The sequence below is a fragment of the Bizionia gelidisalsuginis genome (assembly GCF_008086185.1).
Taxonomy (GTDB): Bacteria; Bacteroidota; Bacteroidia; order Flavobacteriales; family Flavobacteriaceae; genus Bizionia; species Bizionia saleffrena.
The window spans coordinates 187,452-207,011 of sequence record NZ_VSKN01000002.1; the positions used below are offsets into that span (position 1 = coordinate 187,452).

At 33.9% G+C, this 19,560-nt stretch carries 18 protein-coding genes and 1 CRISPR repeat array; of the genes, 8 read left to right on the forward strand and 10 right to left on the reverse strand.

The genetic code is table 11. The annotated features are described in order from the left end of the window. Positions 1-37: 37 nt before the first annotated feature. A complete protein-coding gene (gene mnmD / locus ES677_RS02825; RefSeq protein ID WP_148380374.1) occupies positions 38-721 on the reverse strand; it encodes a tRNA (5-methylaminomethyl-2-thiouridine)(34)-methyltransferase MnmD in 684 nt (227 codons plus the stop codon). Position 722: 1 nt separating this feature from the next. After that, a complete protein-coding gene (locus ES677_RS02830) occupies positions 723-1,256 on the reverse strand; it encodes a DUF4920 domain-containing protein (protein ID WP_148368179.1) in 534 nt (177 codons plus the stop codon). Positions 1,257-1,369: 113 nt separating this feature from the next. On the opposite strand from ES677_RS02830, the gene ES677_RS02835 reads away from it, so the two are divergent. Then, entirely contained in the window at positions 1,370-2,437 is a 1,068-nt protein-coding gene (locus ES677_RS02835; RefSeq protein WP_148368180.1) for a branched-chain amino acid aminotransferase, read from the forward strand. 91 nt (positions 2,438-2,528) lie between these two features. Here the strand turns inward: ES677_RS02835 and ES677_RS02840 are convergent, their stop codons facing one another. Continuing rightward, the gene (locus ES677_RS02840; protein WP_148368181.1) at positions 2,529-2,918 is read right to left on the reverse strand and encodes a pyrophosphohydrolase domain-containing protein; all 390 of its coding nucleotides are present in this window, start codon (positions 2,916-2,918) and stop codon (positions 2,529-2,531) included. Positions 2,919-3,256: 338 nt separating this feature from the next. Here ES677_RS02840 and ES677_RS02850 point away from each other — a divergent pair, with 338 nt between their 5' ends. Together ES677_RS02850 and crcB are read left to right on the forward strand one after the other, a co-directional pair. Further along, a complete protein-coding gene (locus ES677_RS02850; RefSeq protein ID WP_148380375.1) occupies positions 3,257-4,303 on the forward strand; it encodes an SRPBCC family protein in 1,047 nt (348 codons plus the stop codon). A 212-nt stretch (positions 4,304-4,515) separates the two neighbouring features. Further along, positions 4,516-4,884, forward strand: coding sequence for a fluoride efflux transporter CrcB (gene crcB, locus ES677_RS02855; protein ID WP_148368184.1), 369 nt, complete (start codon positions 4,516-4,518; stop codon positions 4,882-4,884). Here crcB and ES677_RS02860 read toward each other — a convergent pair. Next, positions 4,881-5,486, reverse strand: coding sequence for a DUF1684 domain-containing protein (locus ES677_RS02860; RefSeq protein ID WP_148380376.1), 606 nt, complete (start codon positions 5,484-5,486; stop codon positions 4,881-4,883). The two genes, crcB and ES677_RS02860, sit on opposite strands and share 4 nt — an antisense overlap. Before the next feature lie 254 nt (positions 5,487-5,740). Between ES677_RS02860 and ES677_RS02865 the strand changes: the two genes are divergently transcribed. After that, positions 5,741-6,970, forward strand: coding sequence for an MDR family MFS transporter (locus ES677_RS02865; protein ID WP_148380377.1), 1,230 nt, complete (start codon positions 5,741-5,743; stop codon positions 6,968-6,970). Positions 6,971-7,076: 106 nt separating this feature from the next. Here the strand turns inward: ES677_RS02865 and ES677_RS02870 are convergent, their stop codons facing one another. Then, positions 7,077-7,523, reverse strand: coding sequence for an Lrp/AsnC family transcriptional regulator (locus ES677_RS02870; RefSeq protein ID WP_148368187.1), 447 nt, complete (start codon positions 7,521-7,523; stop codon positions 7,077-7,079). A gap of 119 nt (positions 7,524-7,642) precedes the next feature. Between ES677_RS02870 and ES677_RS02875 the strand changes: the two genes are divergently transcribed. Continuing rightward, a complete protein-coding gene (locus ES677_RS02875) occupies positions 7,643-8,038 on the forward strand; it encodes a hypothetical protein (protein ID WP_148368188.1) in 396 nt (131 codons plus the stop codon). Here ES677_RS02875 and ES677_RS02880 read toward each other — a convergent pair. The 3 genes from ES677_RS02880 to ES677_RS02890 form a co-directional block, all read right to left on the reverse strand. Beyond that, positions 8,035-8,580, reverse strand: coding sequence for a sigma-70 family RNA polymerase sigma factor (locus ES677_RS02880; protein WP_148368189.1), 546 nt, complete (start codon positions 8,578-8,580; stop codon positions 8,035-8,037). The two genes, ES677_RS02875 and ES677_RS02880, sit on opposite strands and share 4 nt — an antisense overlap. A gap of 260 nt (positions 8,581-8,840) precedes the next feature. Further along, positions 8,841-10,385: an alanine/glycine:cation symporter family protein gene (locus tag ES677_RS02885; protein ID WP_148380378.1), complete on the reverse strand. Its 1,545-nt coding sequence runs from the start codon at positions 10,383-10,385 to the stop codon at positions 8,841-8,843. An 89-nt stretch (positions 10,386-10,474) separates the two neighbouring features. Further along, complete coding sequence (locus ES677_RS02890; protein ID WP_148380379.1) at positions 10,475-11,593, reverse strand: helix-turn-helix domain-containing protein; 1,119 nt, start codon at positions 11,591-11,593, stop codon at positions 10,475-10,477. A 353-nt stretch (positions 11,594-11,946) separates the two neighbouring features. Between ES677_RS02890 and ES677_RS02895 the strand changes: the two genes are divergently transcribed. Further along, a complete protein-coding gene (locus ES677_RS02895; protein WP_148380380.1) occupies positions 11,947-12,804 on the forward strand; it encodes an outer membrane beta-barrel protein in 858 nt (285 codons plus the stop codon). 79 nt (positions 12,805-12,883) lie between these two features. Here the strand turns inward: ES677_RS02895 and ES677_RS02900 are convergent, their stop codons facing one another. After that, positions 12,884-13,744 carry a phospholipase A gene (locus ES677_RS02900; RefSeq protein WP_148380381.1) on the reverse strand — a complete coding sequence of 287 codons (861 nt, stop codon included), beginning with the start codon at positions 13,742-13,744 and terminating at the stop codon, positions 12,884-12,886. A 378-nt stretch (positions 13,745-14,122) separates the two neighbouring features. Between ES677_RS02900 and cas1 the strand changes: the two genes are divergently transcribed. Beyond that, positions 14,123-15,007 carry a type II CRISPR-associated endonuclease Cas1 gene (gene cas1 / locus ES677_RS02905; RefSeq protein ID WP_148368194.1) on the forward strand — a complete coding sequence of 295 codons (885 nt, stop codon included), beginning with the start codon at positions 14,123-14,125 and terminating at the stop codon, positions 15,005-15,007. After that, positions 14,998-15,327: a CRISPR-associated endonuclease Cas2 gene (gene cas2 / locus ES677_RS02910; RefSeq protein WP_148368195.1), complete on the forward strand. Its 330-nt coding sequence runs from the start codon at positions 14,998-15,000 to the stop codon at positions 15,325-15,327. Before cas1 ends, cas2 begins: the two co-directional genes overlap by 10 nt. A 376-nt stretch (positions 15,328-15,703) precedes the next feature. Then, positions 15,704-17,122: direct repeats of the CRISPR family, unit length 36 nt; unit sequence AATATCGTGTTTTCTAATCTTTAATCAAACCACAAC. 188 nt (positions 17,123-17,310) lie between these two features. Here the strand turns inward: cas2 and cas9 are convergent. Beyond that, positions 17,311-19,560, reverse strand: a complete 2,250-nt coding sequence (gene cas9, locus ES677_RS02915) for a type II CRISPR RNA-guided endonuclease Cas9 (RefSeq protein WP_148380382.1) — start codon at positions 19,558-19,560, stop codon at positions 17,311-17,313.

Genomic DNA, 19,560 nt, shown 5'->3' on the forward strand with positions numbered 1-19,560 from the left:
TCTTTATGTTTAAGTTAGGTTTAACATATTGCTATCACTACTCTTTATGCGCTCTAAGCATATGTCGTTTTCCAGGTGGACCTTCAAGTTTTTCTACAGTAAAACCAGCACTTATCATAGCACGTCTTGCGTGTCCTTGTACACAATACGTTACCAAAACGCCATTTGTTTTCAAGGCGGTGTACATAGTTTTAAAAACGGCTTCGGTCCATAATTCTGGTTGTACTCTGGGTCCAAAAGCATCAAAATAAATAACATCGAATTCTGCTATAGCATCAATCTCTAGAAAACTCTTTTTTTGTTTTTTAAGCTGAAAGACTTCACAAATTGTTTCAAAAGTCTCCCAAGGTACCGAATGCATTGTATTAAACAGTTCTGATGTATTGTCTGAAGCGACCTCTGAATAATTAAGCGACTGAAGCTCTTCAGCCGTAATGGGGTAGGCTTCTACTCCAACATATTTAATCGCTAACTGATGCTTTTCGGCATATAACAAGGTTAAAAAAGCATTCAACCCAGTACCAAATCCTATTTCTAAAATCGATACGTTTGGAATGCTTCCTTGATGTTTATCAGAAGATAAAAACCCTATTAATCCTTTGTCGAGATACACATAATTAGCCTCTTGTATGGCGCCGTGTTTAGAATGGTACTGCTCATTCCATTCTGGAATATGAATAGTTTTAGAACCATCATCGGTGGTTATTATTTGGCGTTTCAAATTACTTTTTTAAAAGTACGCCGTCAGCTTCAAAAGAATAGGTGCGTTTTGGCTCTGTAATTGCGGCGATAGCTTCTGGAGATTCTCCTGCATCCTCAGCATAATGACGCTGTTCCTCTACAGACACTTCTTTAACATACGCTTTTCCGTTAATAATTACTTCTTTTCCCTTACTGTCTTTTGGCATAAAGAAAGCGTAATCTTTAAATTTAACCATTGCTTGTTCTTCATCTCCTAAATCTAATTTCATCCAGCATCCTTTTGCCTGACAAACTTCGTCTATTTTAGCAATAATTTTAGAGTCGATGCTATCACCAATTTTCATTCCTTTATAATGTTCTGCCATAGAAGATGCAGCAATAGCATCGTCTGCTACAATTTCTTTACCGAAAGATTCGTAATCACCTTTCGTCACATTTTCTGGAATTACCATTTCGGTTACGGTCTCTACAACCGCTGCATCTGTAGCTTTGTTTTCCTCTTTACAAGAGACTAAGGCAATAGCTAAAACTGGAATAAGTAAATAGTTTTTCATATTAATTATATTGAATTGTGTTTTATTTAACACGTGTAAATATACTATTTTAAGTGTAAAATCCCTTTTTATACGCCTTAATTCTGTATTTTCGCAGCTGAAAATAATGAATCATGAACACAGAAAAAAAACATAATTTAGAAATAACTAAAGCTAAAGAGTCTAAAATTGATAGCGTAGATTTTAATAATTTATCGTTTGGACGCTCTTTTACCGATCATATGTTCTCTTGTGACTTTAAAGATGGTAAATGGCAAGTAGGAAAAGTAATACCTTATAGTCCATTAACACTTGACCCCTCTGCAAGAGTTTTTCATTACGGCCAAGCGGTTTTTGAAGGAATGAAAGCCTTTAAAGATCAAGATAACCAAGTTTGGTTATTTAGACCGGAAGACAACTTTAATCGTATTAATATTTCGGCTGCGCGTTTAGCTATGCCCGAATTTCCAAAAGAAGTTTTTTTTGAGGGTTTAACAGAACTTTTAAAACTAGACGACGCTTGGATTAAAAACACAAAAGGAAGTGCTATGTACATAAGACCTTTTGTTATTGCTACCGAGCCTGCTATTTCTGCATCGCCAGCAAGCGAATATAAGTTTATGATTATTATGTCGCCCGCTCAAGCCTATTATGCTGGAGAAGTTCGCGTACTTATTGCAACGGAATATAGCCGTGCTACAGATGGCGGTGTTGGTTTTGCTAAAGCTGCCGGTAATTACGCTGCACAGTTTTACCCAACGAGCTTAGCGCATAAAGAAGGTTACCAACAAATTATTTGGACAGATTCTAGCGCTCACGAATTTTTAGAGGAAGCCGGAACAATGAATATATTCTTTAGAATAAACGACACCCTAATTACGGCACCAACTAGTGATAGAATTTTAGATGGTATTACTAGAAAAAGTGTGATTCAGTTAGCTAAAGATAATAATATAGACGTTGAAATTAGACCTATTAAAGTTGAAGAAATTAACGACGCTGCTCAAAACGGAAGTTTAAAAGAAATTTTTGGTTCTGGTACTGCGGCAGTTATAAACCCTATATTAGGATTTAAGCATAAAGAGTTTAAACACGAATTACCAAAACAAGACGCTCCTTACTCTGCTTTCTTTAAAGAGAAATTAAATGCCATACAATATAATTTGGCAGAAGATCCACACGGATGGAGATATAAAATATAATTAAAAAAGGGAATAATTTTTAAATTATTCCCTTTTTTTTATGTAATCTTCTCGCTAACATTGTAGGAGACAATCTGCATTATTCTTAGCATTATTTAAGATCTAAAATCTTAGCAATATTAGGTTTAAAGTAGTCGGGGCCTTTAAGTACTTTACCATCTTCTCGATAGATAGGCTCACCATTTTTTCCTAATTTACTCATATTACTGCGTTGTATCTCATTAAACACGTCTTCAATTTTATATTGCATTCCGTGTTCTATAATGGTACCACATAAAATATAAAGCATATCGCCCAAGGCATCGGCAACCTCAACGATATCGTTATTATTGGCGGCTTCTAAATACTCTTCATTTTCTTCTTGCATTAAATTAAATCGCAACGTATTTTTTGCCTCACCTAAATTGGCTATTGGTGTCTCGCGATGTCCAATTTTAAAGGCGGTATGAAAATCGGTTACTGCTTTTATTTTATTTTTCATAGTTAAAAAAGTAAATTAAGATTGTAATGGTTATTTTTGCATAAAAATAAGAATATGTTTAGTAGAGGACAATTAGTTTTTGGTGTTTTATTTGCAATCGTGTTTATCTGCGCAATTATTTACACTTACAGAAAAGACTTTAAGTTACACAGACAACACTATAAAGGCACACTATGGGTACTACTCGCATTTATAGGTTTTATTAGTTTTATTGCGGGCATAAAATTTATATTTACTTAGTAGTTACTTTATAACTCTACTAATACTCTTATCATTTTTAAAACACTGAAAATACTTATTTAATTTTAGTAAATTTGATAACTAACTCACACCAAATTATGAAAGCTTTCAAATACATTTTCTTTCTCTTACTTATTGCTATAATAGCTCTTTCTATTTACATTGCTGTACAACCAAATTCCTATAACGTTTCGCGTACCCGCACAATTAATGCACCAGCTGCAGTAATTTATGATAATGTTATCGATTTTAAAAACTGGGAATCTTGGTCGTCGTGGGCTGAAAAAGAGGAAAGCTTAAAAATTATGTTACCAGAAAACACAAACGGTGTTGGCGGCTCTTATTCTTGGGAAGGTGATGATGGTATTGGAACAATGCGAACAATTGCAGCATCTCCATATACCTCTATTACACAAGAAATGGAACTTGATGAAGACTACCCAAAATCAAATGTCTCTTGGACATTTGCTCCAAATGCTGAGGGCACAACTGATGTTACTTGGGCTATCTCTGGCGATAACCTTCCATTTATGTTTAAAGCTTACACAGCGTTCTCTGGATCTATGGACGAACAAATTGGCTCAGACTACGAACGAAGTTTAGAAAAATTAGACAGTATTGTGGTTACAGCAATGAAAAAATACAGTATTACAACCGACAGTGAAACAACATCACACAGTGGTGGTTACTACCTCTATAATACAACCTCTACTAAATTAAGTGACTACGTTTCTAAAATGCAGGAGATGTTACCCACAGTAATGGCTTATGCTAAAACAAACAATATTACAATGGCTGGTGCCCCTTTTATTTTATATCACAAAAGAGATGTAGAGAACAATGCCGTTATGTTTTCGTCTGCAGTACCAACTACGGCAAAAGTAATTACTACGGAAACCGATATATTAACCGGACAACTTATTCCATTCACCGCTGTAAAAACGACCTTAAAAGGTGACTATAGCAATTTAAAAGCGGCTTGGGATAGTACGTTTAAATTTATTGAAGCTAACGGATTAAAACCCGATGAAAACGGCCCAATGTTAGAATCGTATTTAAACAACCCCCTGAATACTCCTAACCCAGCAAATTTAGTTACCGAAATTTATATTGCTGTTAAAGAACAGGAACAAGAAATCGAATAATATACAATAGAAAATATAGGTGTAAAAAAGCAGTTCTTTAATGAGAACTGCTTTTTTTATAATTCTATTTTAAAAAACAGCTGCTCACAATTTAATTTAAGGTATTCAATCATTTAAAAACTTAGAAGGATTCTACCCGATTTTACGACCAGATTAAAAAAAATTAAATACTATTGTAGTGTTATAGGGTAATCTTAGAAGAATTATAGCGTATGAAAAACTTAATACTTGTTTTTATTGGAGGTGGTTTTGGCAGCGTTTTACGTTATACCATTGGGAAGCATCTAAACAATCAGTCCACAGGAATTCCTTATGGTACCTTTGCTGCTAATATTATTGGAAGCTTAATTATTGGTATTATTCTAGGCTTGGCGGCTAAAAATGTATTATCAGAAAACCAAATAGTACTTTTAGCAACGGGTTTTTGTGGCGGCTTGACCACCTTTTCTACTTTTGCTTACGAAAATCATGTGTTTTTAAAATCTGGAGACTTTACCAGTTTTGCTCTATACACCATTGCGAGTTTTATTATTGGTTTCTTAGCCGTTTTTGGCGGCGTATTTATAGCTAAAAGCTTCTAATGTTTTTTGTATTTTTTTACTCCAGCTTCAACAATGGTTTCTAAATAGTTTATACTAGGCACTAACGGACAAGAGTACGTTTCGTTATAAGCGCAATAGGGATTGTAGGCCGAATTGAAATCGATAATTAGTGTATCGCTATCCGGTATTTCTAAATCAATGTAACGTCCGGCGCCGTACGTCGCCTCGCCATTAGTTTCATCTAAAAACGGAAGCAATAAGTAATTTTCAAAACCTTCGGTCGTCATTAATACTTTATCTTGATACACGTTAAGTTGGTAGGTGCTATCCTTCAGTTTAAAAGTTAACACGCCGTAAACACGACTTTTAGTCAAGCGGTCGGTAGTGGTTTTCATGTTAAAAAATTCTGAATCTGGTGTTCGTTTTACTGTTGCCGAAACCACAAAATCGTTATCATAGGTATAAAAGTCTAAACTTCTAAACGTCTTTCTATCCTTTGCTTTTAAAGGCGATGTTGTTGCATCTTTAAATTCGGAATTTATCTTTTTCTGAAACGGTGTGTCGCCCATAACAGGTGTTTTATTTTGCGAACAACTTAAGACAAAGACAACTATAACGATAAGGGCACTCAGGTTTTTCATTTGGATTTTTTTTCGATTCACAAATACAATATAAACTTTTTTTGCTTAGTTTTACTTCTTCGAAAGTACAAATATAATGCGATTAGAATTTAGGAATTATAAGCAGATTACCTCTTGTATAAATACAACGCGGACTACTTATGTGCACTGATGCTTTTAAACGTTTAAAAAATACATTTTAAAAAGTCCAGCACCATTGTTGGACTTTCTTATTTCTAAAAATTAAGCGAATGCTTTGGTAAACACACGTAACAATGAAAATTTATAACCTTATTGTACATAAGATCTGGAACCCTTATTTGGACACCTTTAACGGACTGTCTAAAGAAGTATGGTGGCTTGCTCTCATTACACTTGTAAATAGAGCTGGTACAATGGTTATTCCGTTTCTCTCTATTTACTTAACCGAAGAGTTGCATTTCAGTTTTAAAGATGTAGGAAGCATTCTTTCTGCATTTGGTTTAGGTTCGGTAGTAGGTTCTTGGCTTGGCGGTAAATTAACTGATAAAATTGGCTATTACAAAATAATGGTTTTTAGCCTTTTAACTTCTGGTTTTATGTTTATTGGTCTGCAATATCTTAATACGCTTACTTCTATTTGCATTGGTATCTTTTTATTAATGGTCGTTGCCGATATGTTTAGACCGGCTATGTTTGTGGCGTTAAGCGCTTACAGTAAACCTGAAAACAAAACACGAAGTGTAACCCTTATTAGATTAGCAATAAACTTGGGCTTTTCGGCAGGACCAGCAATAGGCGGCTTAATTATTACCACAATAAGTTATGGTGGTTTGTTCTGGATTAACGGTATCTCTTGTATTTTAGCCTCGCTACTATTAGTACGTGTATTGCATCCTAAAAAAACAACAGTACAAGACCAAATCACGGTCCGCAATCCCATATCTGTTTATAAAGATTTCCCATTTCTAATTTTCTTTGTTGCTATGGTATTATTTGGCGTTATCTTTCTTCAATATTTCTCTACGATGCCTATCTATTACAGAAGAGAGCACGCCCTTAGTGAATTCGAAATTGGATTATTAATGGGCTTTAATGGTTTCTTTATTTTTCTATTCGAAATGCCTTTAATTGCCTGGTTAGATAAAACAAAATTTAAAAAAGCAACGCTTATATTGTTTGGAGCCCTATTAACCGCAAGCAGCTTTATTATTCTGATTATGACAAATTGGGTAGGTATATTAATTGTCGGGATGCTATTAATGACGATTGGCGAAATGATTGCTTTTCCGTTTTCTAACGCTTTTGCTTTGCAACGTGCTAAAAAAGGAAACCAAGGGGAATATATGGCGATGTACTCTATAGCTTTTTCATTTTCGCACATTTTTGGTCATAATGCAGGATTACGACTGGTAGATGGCGTTGGCTTTAATAATACCTGGTTGGTGATGACTGGTTTAGGAGCGTTGTGCGTATTGCTACTGATATTTTTGAATAATTATATGAAGAAAACTAGCGACCTATAATCCTTTACTTTAGATTAGAGTACTTAATACAAACACGCTAAGCTGAAGCTTTAAAAACGAGCCTTCTTAAGGTTTACGAAAGCAGGTGTTGCAGAATATATTTGTGTTAATAGCCTGCTTTTTTTATGGTATTATTTTTAACCACGTGCGACAAAACAATTTGGGTTTTGGTCTCACCATAACTAATAAGTTGGTCGATAAATAACTCTAAATGCTTTTGGTTTTTTAAAACAACCTCCATTACAAAGTTTTCATTTCCGGTAATGCGGTAGCAGTTTACAACCTCCTCGTACGTTTTAACCTTCTCTAAAAAAGGCTTCAATTTCCCCATAAAGGCGCGTAAAGTAATTAATGCTTTAAGTTGGTAGCCTGCCTCAAATGACGAGATTGTTGCATTGTAGCTTTCTATAACCCCTAAGTCTTGCATTTTCTTAATACGCTCCGAGACCGCAGGAGAACTCACCCCTACGCGTCGTCCAATTTCGGCATTGGAGAGCCTAGCATTTTCCTGTAAACAGTTTAAAATCTTCCAGTTGAGGGAATCGATGCTCATATTAAAGAATATTAGTATAATTTAGTTAAATATTAAAGCAAATATAATGTTTTGCTTTAATATAAAAAGTATTTTCCGCTTACTTGTGCCTATTTTTGAGTAAAATTGATATACGAATTATGTCTACTATAATGCCTACTTACCTTTCTGAATTGCCTGTTTACAAAAAGGCATTAGAAATTTTTGTCTTATCAAGAAGTATTTCGTCGTATTTAAATCAAGATTTATCGTACTTAAAAGCAGATGGGTCTGAAGACGAGCACATTTATTTTAGCGGTGATATTGTACAGCAGTCGGTATCTTTGGCTCCCGAAATTATTAATGTAGAATTAGAATTGTGTGCCTTAAAAAAGCAAAAACACATTGCCTCTTTAGAGCGCATTACAAATGCATTGTATAGAAATTGTAAGCGTTTAGAAACATCTAAAAGTAATGGAAAGGACTATTTACCAATTTTAAGAAAAGAACTACGAAAGTTTAAAGCTATAAAGAACCACTGGATGTTAACGCTTTAATGCGCACAGACCTTACAATCTGCTTTTTCTTGTAGTTCGCCTACTAGGTACCCTTCATCATTAAGTTTAAACCCGCAGCAATCCATAAACCCTTTAGCAATGAGTGTTCTTGCGCGCTGTATTTGCGACTTTACCGTTGGCAATGGCAATTGTAGCTGTGTTGCTATATCGGCTTGCTTCATCCCTTTTATATCTGCTAAGAATAACGGTGTTCGGTATTTTTTAGGCAGATTTTTTATTATGCCTCGTAAGCAGTCTTTTTCGGTATGCTCATTATCTTCATTATTTTCTGCTAGAAACTCATTATCCGCGATATCGATTGTTAACTTGTTTTGTCTAAAATAATCGTAAACCGTATATCTGGCAATCGAGAACACCCACGATTTCAGCTTGCTTTCATCATTTAAACTCTCGCGTTTGGTGTGTACTTTTATAAAAGTGTCTTGGAGCAAATCATCGGTTACGGCTTCATCCTTCACTTTACTTTGTATAAAGTGTTTAATGGCTTCTGCATATAATTTCCAAATGGCTTTTGTGGTCATAGATAAGGACTAAAAACAGCGTTTACTTTAGCATAAAGCTACTAAAATAAACGCTGAAGTGCATCATTTTAAATATAACTTAACAGTTGCAATTTGCACACGTACAATTCTCGCAAGTACAGTTCGCACAGTTTCCTTCTTTACAATTGGTACAGTTACACGTACATTCGGTAGTTTTCATGGGTATAAAATTTTAAGTTCATATAATAGACGTTGATATCTTTAAAAAGATGCCTTTTTATAGCATTATTTTTTCAGCATTAAAATTTCGCCCCGATAACCTTCTTATACCGTATAAGCTCTTCTTTCACTTTATTACGCAGAATAAACAAACCAATCATGTTAGGAATTAGCATAGCAAATATCATCGCATCAGCAAAATTAATAACTGCTGAAAGGCTCACTGCTGACCCTATTACGGTACTCACACAGAATAAAATTTTATAAGTGTACTCTGTTTTCTTACCTCTTCCGAATAGGAAGCTCCATGACTGATACCCATAATACGACCATGTAATCATAGATGAAAACGCAAATAACACAACAGCAACAGCCAAAACATAGGGGAACCAAGAGACTCCACTTTCTAATGCCGATGCGGTTAAGAGTACACCTTGTTCGAAATTAATCTCCATTCCTGTGGTTACTTGCCCTGTAATAATTAAAACTAAAGCAGTCATAGTACACACCACAACCGTATCTATAAACGGTTCTAAAAGGGCAACTAAACCTTCACTTGCTGGATAATTTGTTTTTACGGCACTATGCGCGATCGAGGAACTACCAATACCCGCTTCGTTGCTAATTGCTGCACGTCTAAATCCTTGAATAATAACCCCCACTAAACCACCTGCCATACTTGAAGGGTTAAAAGCACCATCCCAAATTGCTAAGAACGCATTAGGGATTTTGGTAAAATTAAGAACTAAAATAGTAATAATGGCAAGTAGATAAACAAGCACCATTAGCGGTACTAATTTATCGGTAACATTGGCAATTTTTTTAATACCGCCTAAGATAACAATACCCACAAAAAAGGACATAATTAAACCAAACACCCAAGCATTACCGTGTAGAACACTGTTTTCTCCTCCGGTAACATACTCCACGAGTTTGTAGGCTTGATTAACTTGAAACATATTACCGCCACCAAAAGAGCCGCCAATACACATAAACGCAAAAATAACAGCTAATACTTTCCCAAGCTTAGCGAAACCTTTCTCTTTGAGTCCGTTTTTTAAGTACGACATTGGACCGCCATATATTGTACCGTCTGCAGCGACTTCTCGATATTTTACACCGAGCGTACATTCTACAAATTTCGAAGACATCCCGAAGAGACCAGCAATAATCATCCAGAACGTTGCTCCTGGCCCACCTATGGTTAACGCAATTGCCACACCGGCGATATTACCTAAACCTACCGTAGCAGAAATAGCAGCAGTTAAGGCTTGAAAATGAGTAACTTCACCATTATTTTTATCTTTAGGAGCCTTTGCAGTGTTGCTGCTATTATTTTCGGGAGATTTGAGTTCTTTGTCTTTGGAAGACACCTCGTCTATAGCATCGTATTTACCTTTTACTACATTAATAGCGGTCCGGAATCCTTTTATGTTAACAAACTTAAAGAACACCGTAAAATAAAGCGCTCCCAAAATAAGGATAATTACTGCCCACGGTACACTAACACCGTCGGTAATAGGGATTTCGTAAAAAACAGCATCTACAAACCATTGGGTTGCATTGCCAAAATAGTAGTTTATAGTATCGTCTAGAGAATTCTGCATTACTAAAAGTGGCTGCATTCGTTTTTTTTACCAAATTGAGATAAACCATCGCAAGCAGCAAGGTTAACCAATGTTTAAATTTAGGTTAACGCTACTTAAGCATATGGTTAAGTAGCGGGGTTTTGGTCTAAATTAATGCGAAGATTTTGTACTAAGGCGTAGGTAATTAGCTGCTCCTTACCTGCATTCCCACTAATATTTAATATTTTTTTAACTTGATAAATATGGGTTTGAAATCCGTCGACACTAATGTTCATTATTTCTGCTATTTCACCATACGATTTTGTGGTGCCGTAGTGTGCTAAGTACGCTAAAACTTCTTTTTGGCGTTCGGATAATACTGTTTTTTGAGCTTCACGTAGGCCTGTAATTTCCTTTTTTATCGTTTTTATGGTATCTAAATGACTTTCGCTTGCTATTTCAAAGTGATCTAACTTAGAATACAGTGCTTTATTTTCGGCAGTTAACCTATTAACCTGACTTTCTTGTTGTTCATTTTCAGATAAAAATTTCCAACTATATAATAAGATCGAGAATAGAAATATGAATAAAAACTTAAACGAAATAGCAGTAATGGTCCCCATTAAAGACCAAAATTCCTGATCGACGATAGCAACAACACGGTCTTGTGGAATAATGCGTTGCAAAACCGCAATCATTATAAGTGTAAACAAGGCAAACGTTGGCAAATACATAAACTGCATTTGTCTGCTTTTAAAAGCTTTATTTAATTCAAAGAATAACGATAATGCTACAAACACCGAAATAGGGATATCGATTAGCCAAATAAAATTATTACTAATGGCACTATTGCTATATGATGCGGCCACAAACACAAAGGCAATCATTCCTAGAACTGCACAATATAATCCTACAAATTCTCGGGTTGAAAAACGTTGCACCACCCTAACAATTAAACTCCGTTTTGAGTCGTGTTCTATAGATTGTAAAGACAACAAGATAAATAGGGAATTCGCTAACGAAATAATCACCCCTAAATATATAAGGATTTTGTTTGACGTTTCCCAATTAAATAAGGTAATACACAACACGTTTATAAACGCACCCAATCCCCAAAAAAAGATGGCTAACCCAAACCATTTTATACCTTCAATCTCTTCCTTATCCGTTCCACGACGCAATTCTTTTATAAAAATACGCTGAATAATGACAGCGGAAATTAAACACACGATAGCGGTAACGTTATTTTCTATAAGGGGTAACATAACTATTGTTTTAAGCCGATAAAGATACTGCTAATTTTGGTGTCGCTTATACAATTACCTCTTGCTATTAAAGTATCCGCTATATTGGCACATTTTTTTATTTTAAGTTAATTTTAAGAATAACCCACCTCCTTTCTTTTTAAATCAGGAAATATAAAGCCACCATTAACGCCTTATAAGTCTCTTACTATCAATCTAAAAACGCACTTTCCCTATTACTATTTAAAATAAACATTTTAATCATGCTGCGCTGGCGTTGTAAATATTTAACGCTATTTATGGATAACAGTACATAAGTGTGTTGCTAAAGTGTTTTATAATCTTTAAATTGCTTTGAATTAAAATCAAAAATTATGAAACAAAAAATAGTACTTTTAGCAGTGTTATTTATGAGCACAATGTCTTATGCTCAATTTGAAATATCTGCTAGTACAGGTTACGCAATGGGTAGTGCGGGTATGAAATTAGGCGAAACGGTTACAGCCTCTGAAAGAGAAAACTCTTATGGCAGTTACGGTGAGGGCGCTAATGTTCAAATAAGAGGGACTTACTTTTTCAACGATTCATTTGGGGCAGATATCGCTATGGGGTATCTTCATGGTACGGACCAAACTATTTCTGAAGTGAATGTACCAGGTCAACAGGTAGATGCAGTTGCTAGAGCACGTGCTTTTGGAGCATCAGCTTCTATAGTTTACAAATTTACAAATAATCTTTACGGTCGTTTTGGAGCGTTAATTAAAGTTGGGGGTAAAACTGAAGCTGTAGTTAACCAAAGATCTACATTCTCTCCTGCAGAAGCAAATGCTCAAGGCCTGCCAGAAGGTTCGTATTCTGAAACGGATTACGTAGAAGATTTTCACGGCCAATTTCCTTTAGGATTTGTTGGAGCGCTTGGGTATAAATTTGACTTAGGCAATAACTTTGGTTTATTTGTGGAAGCAGAATACTATGGTATTAGCTTAAAACGTAAAGATTCTGAAATTACAGAGTTTAATACAGACATCAAATTACCAGACGGTACCGTTGCTCAAAGCGGATTTTACAGCTTAGATAATTTACCAGCAGGCTATGTTAAAAAAACAACTTACGTAGATGAGTTATCGAATGACAACACTGATCCTTCTAAAAAATTAGCTGAAAAAGTACCTTATTCTTCTTTCGGAATTAATTTTGGTGTGACTTACAAATTCAACTCAGCAACAAAATAAAACAGTCTCTTAAAAAAAAAGCTGATAATTATGTTTTCCAACATTCTTATCAGCTTTTTTTTTTGTTTTTTAACGCCCCCTATTTCCTTTGTTTAAACCAATTAAACTCGTTACTTTTTATAACGTAACCTAAGCGAATTATACTTCGCGATTGTTGGTAATCTAATAAAGTTTCGGCCTGGCCCAAATACCATTCTAACATTATATATTGATTGGATAGATTACGTTTAAACGGATTATAATAAATACGCGATCTCACAACTCCTTTGCCATTAAAATTTAAACCTTTACGCACCATCACCTCCGCATAAAGTTTATTCCTTTTTATTTCGTGGGAGATATTAATCTCTCCTAGCCCCACATATTCCAGCAAATCAGCATTATTTTCTTTATACATAAATGGCAGCCACACCTCAAAACTTGCGGTCGTATTTTTTAAAATAGTTGTGGTATAATTTGCCGTTAATCGGTTCCAACTTCTAGATGCTATACTATCTCTACCATTAGATTCGTGCTCCAGAGACAGTCCCAAAATACCTTGCAATTCATTATTTTTATTGAATATAGCTTTACCAACGTCCACTGAAGGGTTAAAATTAATATCGCGAAACGGAAGCGACTCTTTGTAAATATCCCAAAAGGCCTTTTGCGTATAAGTTATAAATAAATAAGCGTCCCACGGCAGGGCGTCTCGAGAGATCATTTGTTTAAAACTTATTTGGTATTTTGCATTTGCCGTATTGCGGTCAATATGTTTATTGGTGGGCACACCCGAAATAAAGTAATTGTTTTTGTGAATAGAAAAATACGGTAGTTTACGTATGGAATCGTTATACTCTTCTTTCAAAATAGACTGCGCACTACAAAGAGTAGATGAAAGCACAACTATTACTAGCGCAATAACAAAACGACTTGAGTGTTTAACTTTATTTTTTTTCATATAATATGGAGACTGTTTTATTTATAATGCAGAAGTTTTTAAGTACTTATTTATTTTTCAAGCACTCTTTTTAGATAGTTATAACTATGCAAAAAATAACACAACAAAACTATTGATTTAATCTAATGGAAAAAAATAAATTTTTATATACTTAAACTACTTATATCACACCGTAAATTTATAATAACCACAACCACATTTAGTCCATAAACGAGTAAAGAAGCGACAATTGCGATTTTACCATTATTAGAGACGACAGAGAAATGCCCTATGAGTACAACTGCTAGATTATCCTGAAACAGTCTTTCTATTATACACCGCATAAAATTTCTTTATTATACTTAGTATTGGTATATTACTGTATAAAAAATATCTTATATGCTAAAAAAGACGGTATTAATTGAACGAAAAAGTAAAGTCTCATGTAAAAACCTTCAACTTATAATAAAAAACGAGACTCGAGAAGGCAGTATACCCATTGAAGACATTGGGTTTATAGTTATAGATAGCCCAGAAGTTTTTATTAGTATTCCCACCTTAAATTTACTCATTGCTAATAACGCTGCCGTTATAATATGCGACGCTTCTCATTTACCAAATGGTTTATTCTTAAATTTAAATAGCCACCACAAACAACAACAGCTTTTTAGACATCAAATTATGGCTAGTCTTCCCTTAAAAAAACAACTTTGGCAGCAAACAGTGATCGAGAAAATTAAAAACCAGGGATTTCTTTTAGAACAAATAACACAACAGAATAATAAATTCGATTTTATTGCAAGTAAAGTATTAAGCGGAGACACTAGTAATATGGAAGGCGTTGCTGCTAACTTTTATTGGAAATCGTTTTTTGAGCAAGACTTTAAACGTGAGCGTTATGGTAATTACCCCAATAATTTTCTGAATTATGGTTACGCTATTTTAAGAGCAGCAACAGCGAGAGCTTTGTCAGGAAGTGGATTATTAAACACCTTAGGCATACATCATAAAAACAAATATAATGCCTTTGCTTTGGCAGACGATATTATGGAACCCTTTAGACCAATAGTGGATGAAGCGGTCCATTTTATAATGGAACATTATGATGAGCAAGAGCTAACTACGGATATTAAATCGGAACTACTAAAAACACTTACGCGAACCGTATTTTTTAAAAATGAAAAAAGCACAGTAATGGTAGGCTTGCAAAAAACAGCGAGTTCGTTGCAGCAATGCTATACCGGACATAGAAAAAAAATTAAGTTTCCACAGTTATGGAATTAAACGCTTATAGAATTATGTGGTTATTTGTTTTTTTTGATTTACCTACCGAGACTATTAAAGACAGACGTAATGCGTCAGGATTTAGAAAAAACCTTTTAAAAGACGGGTTTACAATGATGCAATATTCTGTATATATGCGACATTGCGCCAGTAGTGAAAGTGCTGATGTGCATGAAAAACGAATTAAACGCTTATTACCGCCGTTAGGTAAGGTTAGTATTTTGCGTATTACAGATAAACAGTTTGGAAACATTATGAATTTTTGGGGTAAAGCTGCAGTCTCTAAAGACCCTTTACCCACGCAACTGGAGTTGTTTTAACGATTTATTTTTTTTTCATTCTAGAACGATAATAGACATGAGACCGCTGTACTCTTAGAACCAAGAACAATACTTGATACTAACTAACAAATAGGATAGACTTTAAAAGAAAAAACACCTTCAATATCTTCTCAAAATAATTTACTAAAAGCAAGATGTTATTTTAAAAAGTAAGAGACATCTTTTATTTTGAAAGGGGGCTAATAAAATTAAACTCTTTTTAATTATACACTACTATTTTTTAAAAAATAGCACTTAAAAAACTGTTTAAAACTAAAAAATGCCTCAAGAGTGCCTTATCAGAACAAAAAAGAAGCATTTTTTAAAACAATATCCTTACCTAAACAGCTTACTATAAGTCGATAACAAGCCGACTAATATCGTGTTTTCTAATCTTTAATCAAACCACAACAGGATTACTCGTGCCGTGTGTAGTAAAAGAAATATCGTGTTTTCTAATCTTTAATCAAACCACAACTGGCTCATTTGGTGGTATTTAGTTGGTGTGAATATCGTGTTTTCTAATCTTTAATCAAACCACAACTTGTGGTCTTCTACAGTTAAAAAAGTTGTTAATATCGTGTTTTCTAATCTTTAATCAAACCACAACAAGGCGAAAAGAATATGGCTATCGAGAAAGAATATCGTGTTTTCTAATCTTTAATCAAACCACAACTCTTTTCCTTGACGCTTATAAACACTCTCAAATATCGTGTTTTCTAATCTTTAATCAAACCACAACTAATCCCCTGATACTGATAAAGTAAAATCAAATATCGTGTTTTCTAATCTTTAATCAAACCACAACTTAATAAGGCTTTGGCGCTGCTTTTCTATTAATATCGTGTTTTCTAATCTTTAATCAAACCACAACCTTCCTTGAGGTTCTCTATCTGGAGCCTGAAATATCGTGTTTTCTAATCTTTAATCAAACCACAACCTTTGACTCTTACGTATTCCGTCGGTTGTTAATATCGTGTTTTCTAATCTTTAATCAAACCACAACTGAAAAGATACAAGATGTATGGTTTAGATAAATATCGTGTTTTCTAATCTTTAATCAAACCACAACTGCACCTTATCAATATCAAACACCTCAATCAATATCGTGTTTTCTAATCTTTAATCAAACCACAACGACGCACCGACAACATCAATAACAATGTAAATATCGTGTTTTCTAATCTTTAATCAAACCACAACATATTCAAAGGCTGTGTATCTAACTCTTCAATATCGTGTTTTCTAATCTTTAATCAAACCACAACCCTAAATTAATAAGTGGGGTTTAATAATTAATATCGTGTTTTCTAATCTTTAATCAAACCACAACAGACTTGACGAACTTAAGCTCCAGAAAAAAAATATCGTGTTTTCTAATCTTTAATCAAACCACAACCAAACAGTTAGAGAGTATCTAAGAGCGTGTAATATCGTGTTTTCTAATCTTTAATCAAACCACAACTATATCGTATAAAAATATGAACAAACTAATAATATCGTGTTTTCTAATCTTTAATCAAACCACAACCTCACGGTTATTTTAACAGAAAGCCCAAAGAATATCGTGTTTTCTAATCTTTAATCAAACCACAACAGTAGAAGAACGCGAAAACTTCTCTAAAAAAATATCGTGTTTTCTAATCTTTAATCAAACCACAACTCAAATAGCAAACACAAAAAATGGGATTGGAATATCGTGTTTTCTAATCTTTAATCAAACCACAACCAGACGGGTTTGCTGAAGAGTTCGCTGTTAAATATCGTGTTTTCTAATCTTTAATCAAACCACAACCCGCAATCGCTAATACAACTTTTACGGTTAATATCGTGTTTTCTAATTAAACCACGAGGCACAATGCTTATACTAATCATAATAATGGCGATTTGTTCGCTTTGCCTGCTTCGAATCTCGTACCTCATTTTCCAATCTTTATCGAAGACAACTAAAAACGAAATGAACTCGACACATTTTCTAGTAACTTATAAATGTTTTAAAAAACTTAGTTTTCCTGCAGGCGATATTTTAAAATCATAACCTTCCACTAAGCAATCAAAACTATTAACACCAACTTTTAGCCAAGGAAATTTTTTATATTCACCTATATTTTTACCGCCTTTCATACCAGATTTCAAACCCATAAATGATGTTATCACCTTCTTTTCTCTAGCTTCCGTATGGTGCAAAAGTTTAATACAGGAAGCTTCAACATCCAACTGTGTAATTTTAAATAAATGTTCCAGCAATTGTTGTTGCTCCATTTCATACAATTCCTTAGGGGTTTTATCATAAATAAGCACCATTTTACCTTTTGTTAAAATATATTTTAAAGGATTATTATTCTCATCTTTTTCTGGGACTATTGGGTAAATCTTATTATCAGTATTACTCTTTTTAAAATAGCTTCCTGCATCTAGATTATTAACTAAAGTATTAGAACGCTCCACTTTATCTTTTGGATTAACACCTTCATAAATGGCCATACAATAATTACTGTCGTTTTTAGTGAAATAATGTTGCTTATGCTCGTGTCTTGAAATGTCACGATGTTTTTTAATTTCTAGAGGAACTTTTACATCGGTTGTAAAATATCTGATTTTTTTTATTGGAACTGGATCCCCTTTTTGATTAGGCAAAACATAAAGTTCGTTTTCAATTATGTTTGTGAATGCTTCTATTTGTGTTATTAAAATCGCTTCTTCAGTGTCATCTACTTTATTAATCTGCTTTTTTAATGCCTCAATTTCTTTCTTTAATAGTTTTTCTTGTTTACGGCCACTAATAACAATTTCTTTAACTGTGTCGTCTACAATATTCTTTAAATCTGTATCAGAAAAATCTTCTAAAGGTTTTCTAAATACATATTTTATAACCTCTTGTACTTCCCCTTTTTTATTTTTTTCTTCTCGTTTTATTGCACCATAAAAACTTTCTTTATGCAATGCACCTCTTACAGTGTCTCCTTGTTTGTATTTTATTTCCCCGTTTTCATTTCTTTGTATAATACCTCGCTTACGTATTGCTTTTTTACTTTGAATTGGTAAAACATCTGAAGTATGATGGCTAATTAACGTATTATCATCAAAATTATTGACATCGTTATTAAAACCTTTCCATGGAATTCTGTGCTTAAACGATGGCTTTGGTTTGCCATAAAACTTATAATCTTCGTAATTATGATAGTATTCTGCCAAAGCATCATTTATATCTTTAGAACAACATGCTACTACAACCGCATCTTTGGCATGATGTGCGTGATTTATTCGCTCCTTTTTATCTAATCCCCAAACCTCTCTAAGATTGGATGTTGTTTTTCCTTTTACTGGGTATACTTGTGCAAACAAAGACTTTAAAAATAAATTACCATATTTGCTAATGATTCCAATATCTACAGATTGACTATTTTTAAACCCTCTCGGGACTTCTACCATTGTAAAAGTTTTATATTTATTACGATAGTAGTTGTACTCAAAACGTAATTTTGCTCTTTTTTGAATGTTAGTATCTCTATTCTCTTTTGTAGTAGAGGCTCTTACCTTTTTATTAATATCTCTTATTTGATTTTCTAAACCTTTGTATTTTGCATACCAATGTTTTATTCTTGGTAAAATTTCGTTATGGTTATTACATTCGGAAGGTATTTTGTTCTTTTTAATATCTCTGTTATACACCGAACAACAGAGTGTTTTATTATTTTGTGAATTATCTAAACTTTTACTTCGAGGAATAGTGTGTTCAATATCAAATTTTGGATTTGCACCAATAAAATCACAAATACTAATATTCTTTCCCGTATACAAACAAACTTTATTTTGCTCTATCCACAGTTGAAATTTTAAAACCTCATCTTCAGAGGGCTCTATGTCTAATCCGCAATCTTCTTTATAAAGCTTTTTTATGTCTTCAATATAATAGTTTCTATTGTTTTGTAAACCGTTCTGCCATTGCCTTATAGCACCTCTCTCATTGGCACTCTTTAGTTCCCTTGCCATCTCTATACGAATGGTTGTATTCTCATCTATAACATCATCATTTATAAGTTGGTTAATCACTTTTCGTAATTGATGCAAAGCGCGCATTGCCATTGGATTTTTAATTGCTGATATTAATGGACTACCCAAATAGAGTTTACCGTCTTTATCGCTACGTTTTGCTTTATTATAAACTTCAATTGCAGAGGGATGATAAAGGCTTTTAAGTTTTTCTTCATCAACGTTAAAATTATCACGCAA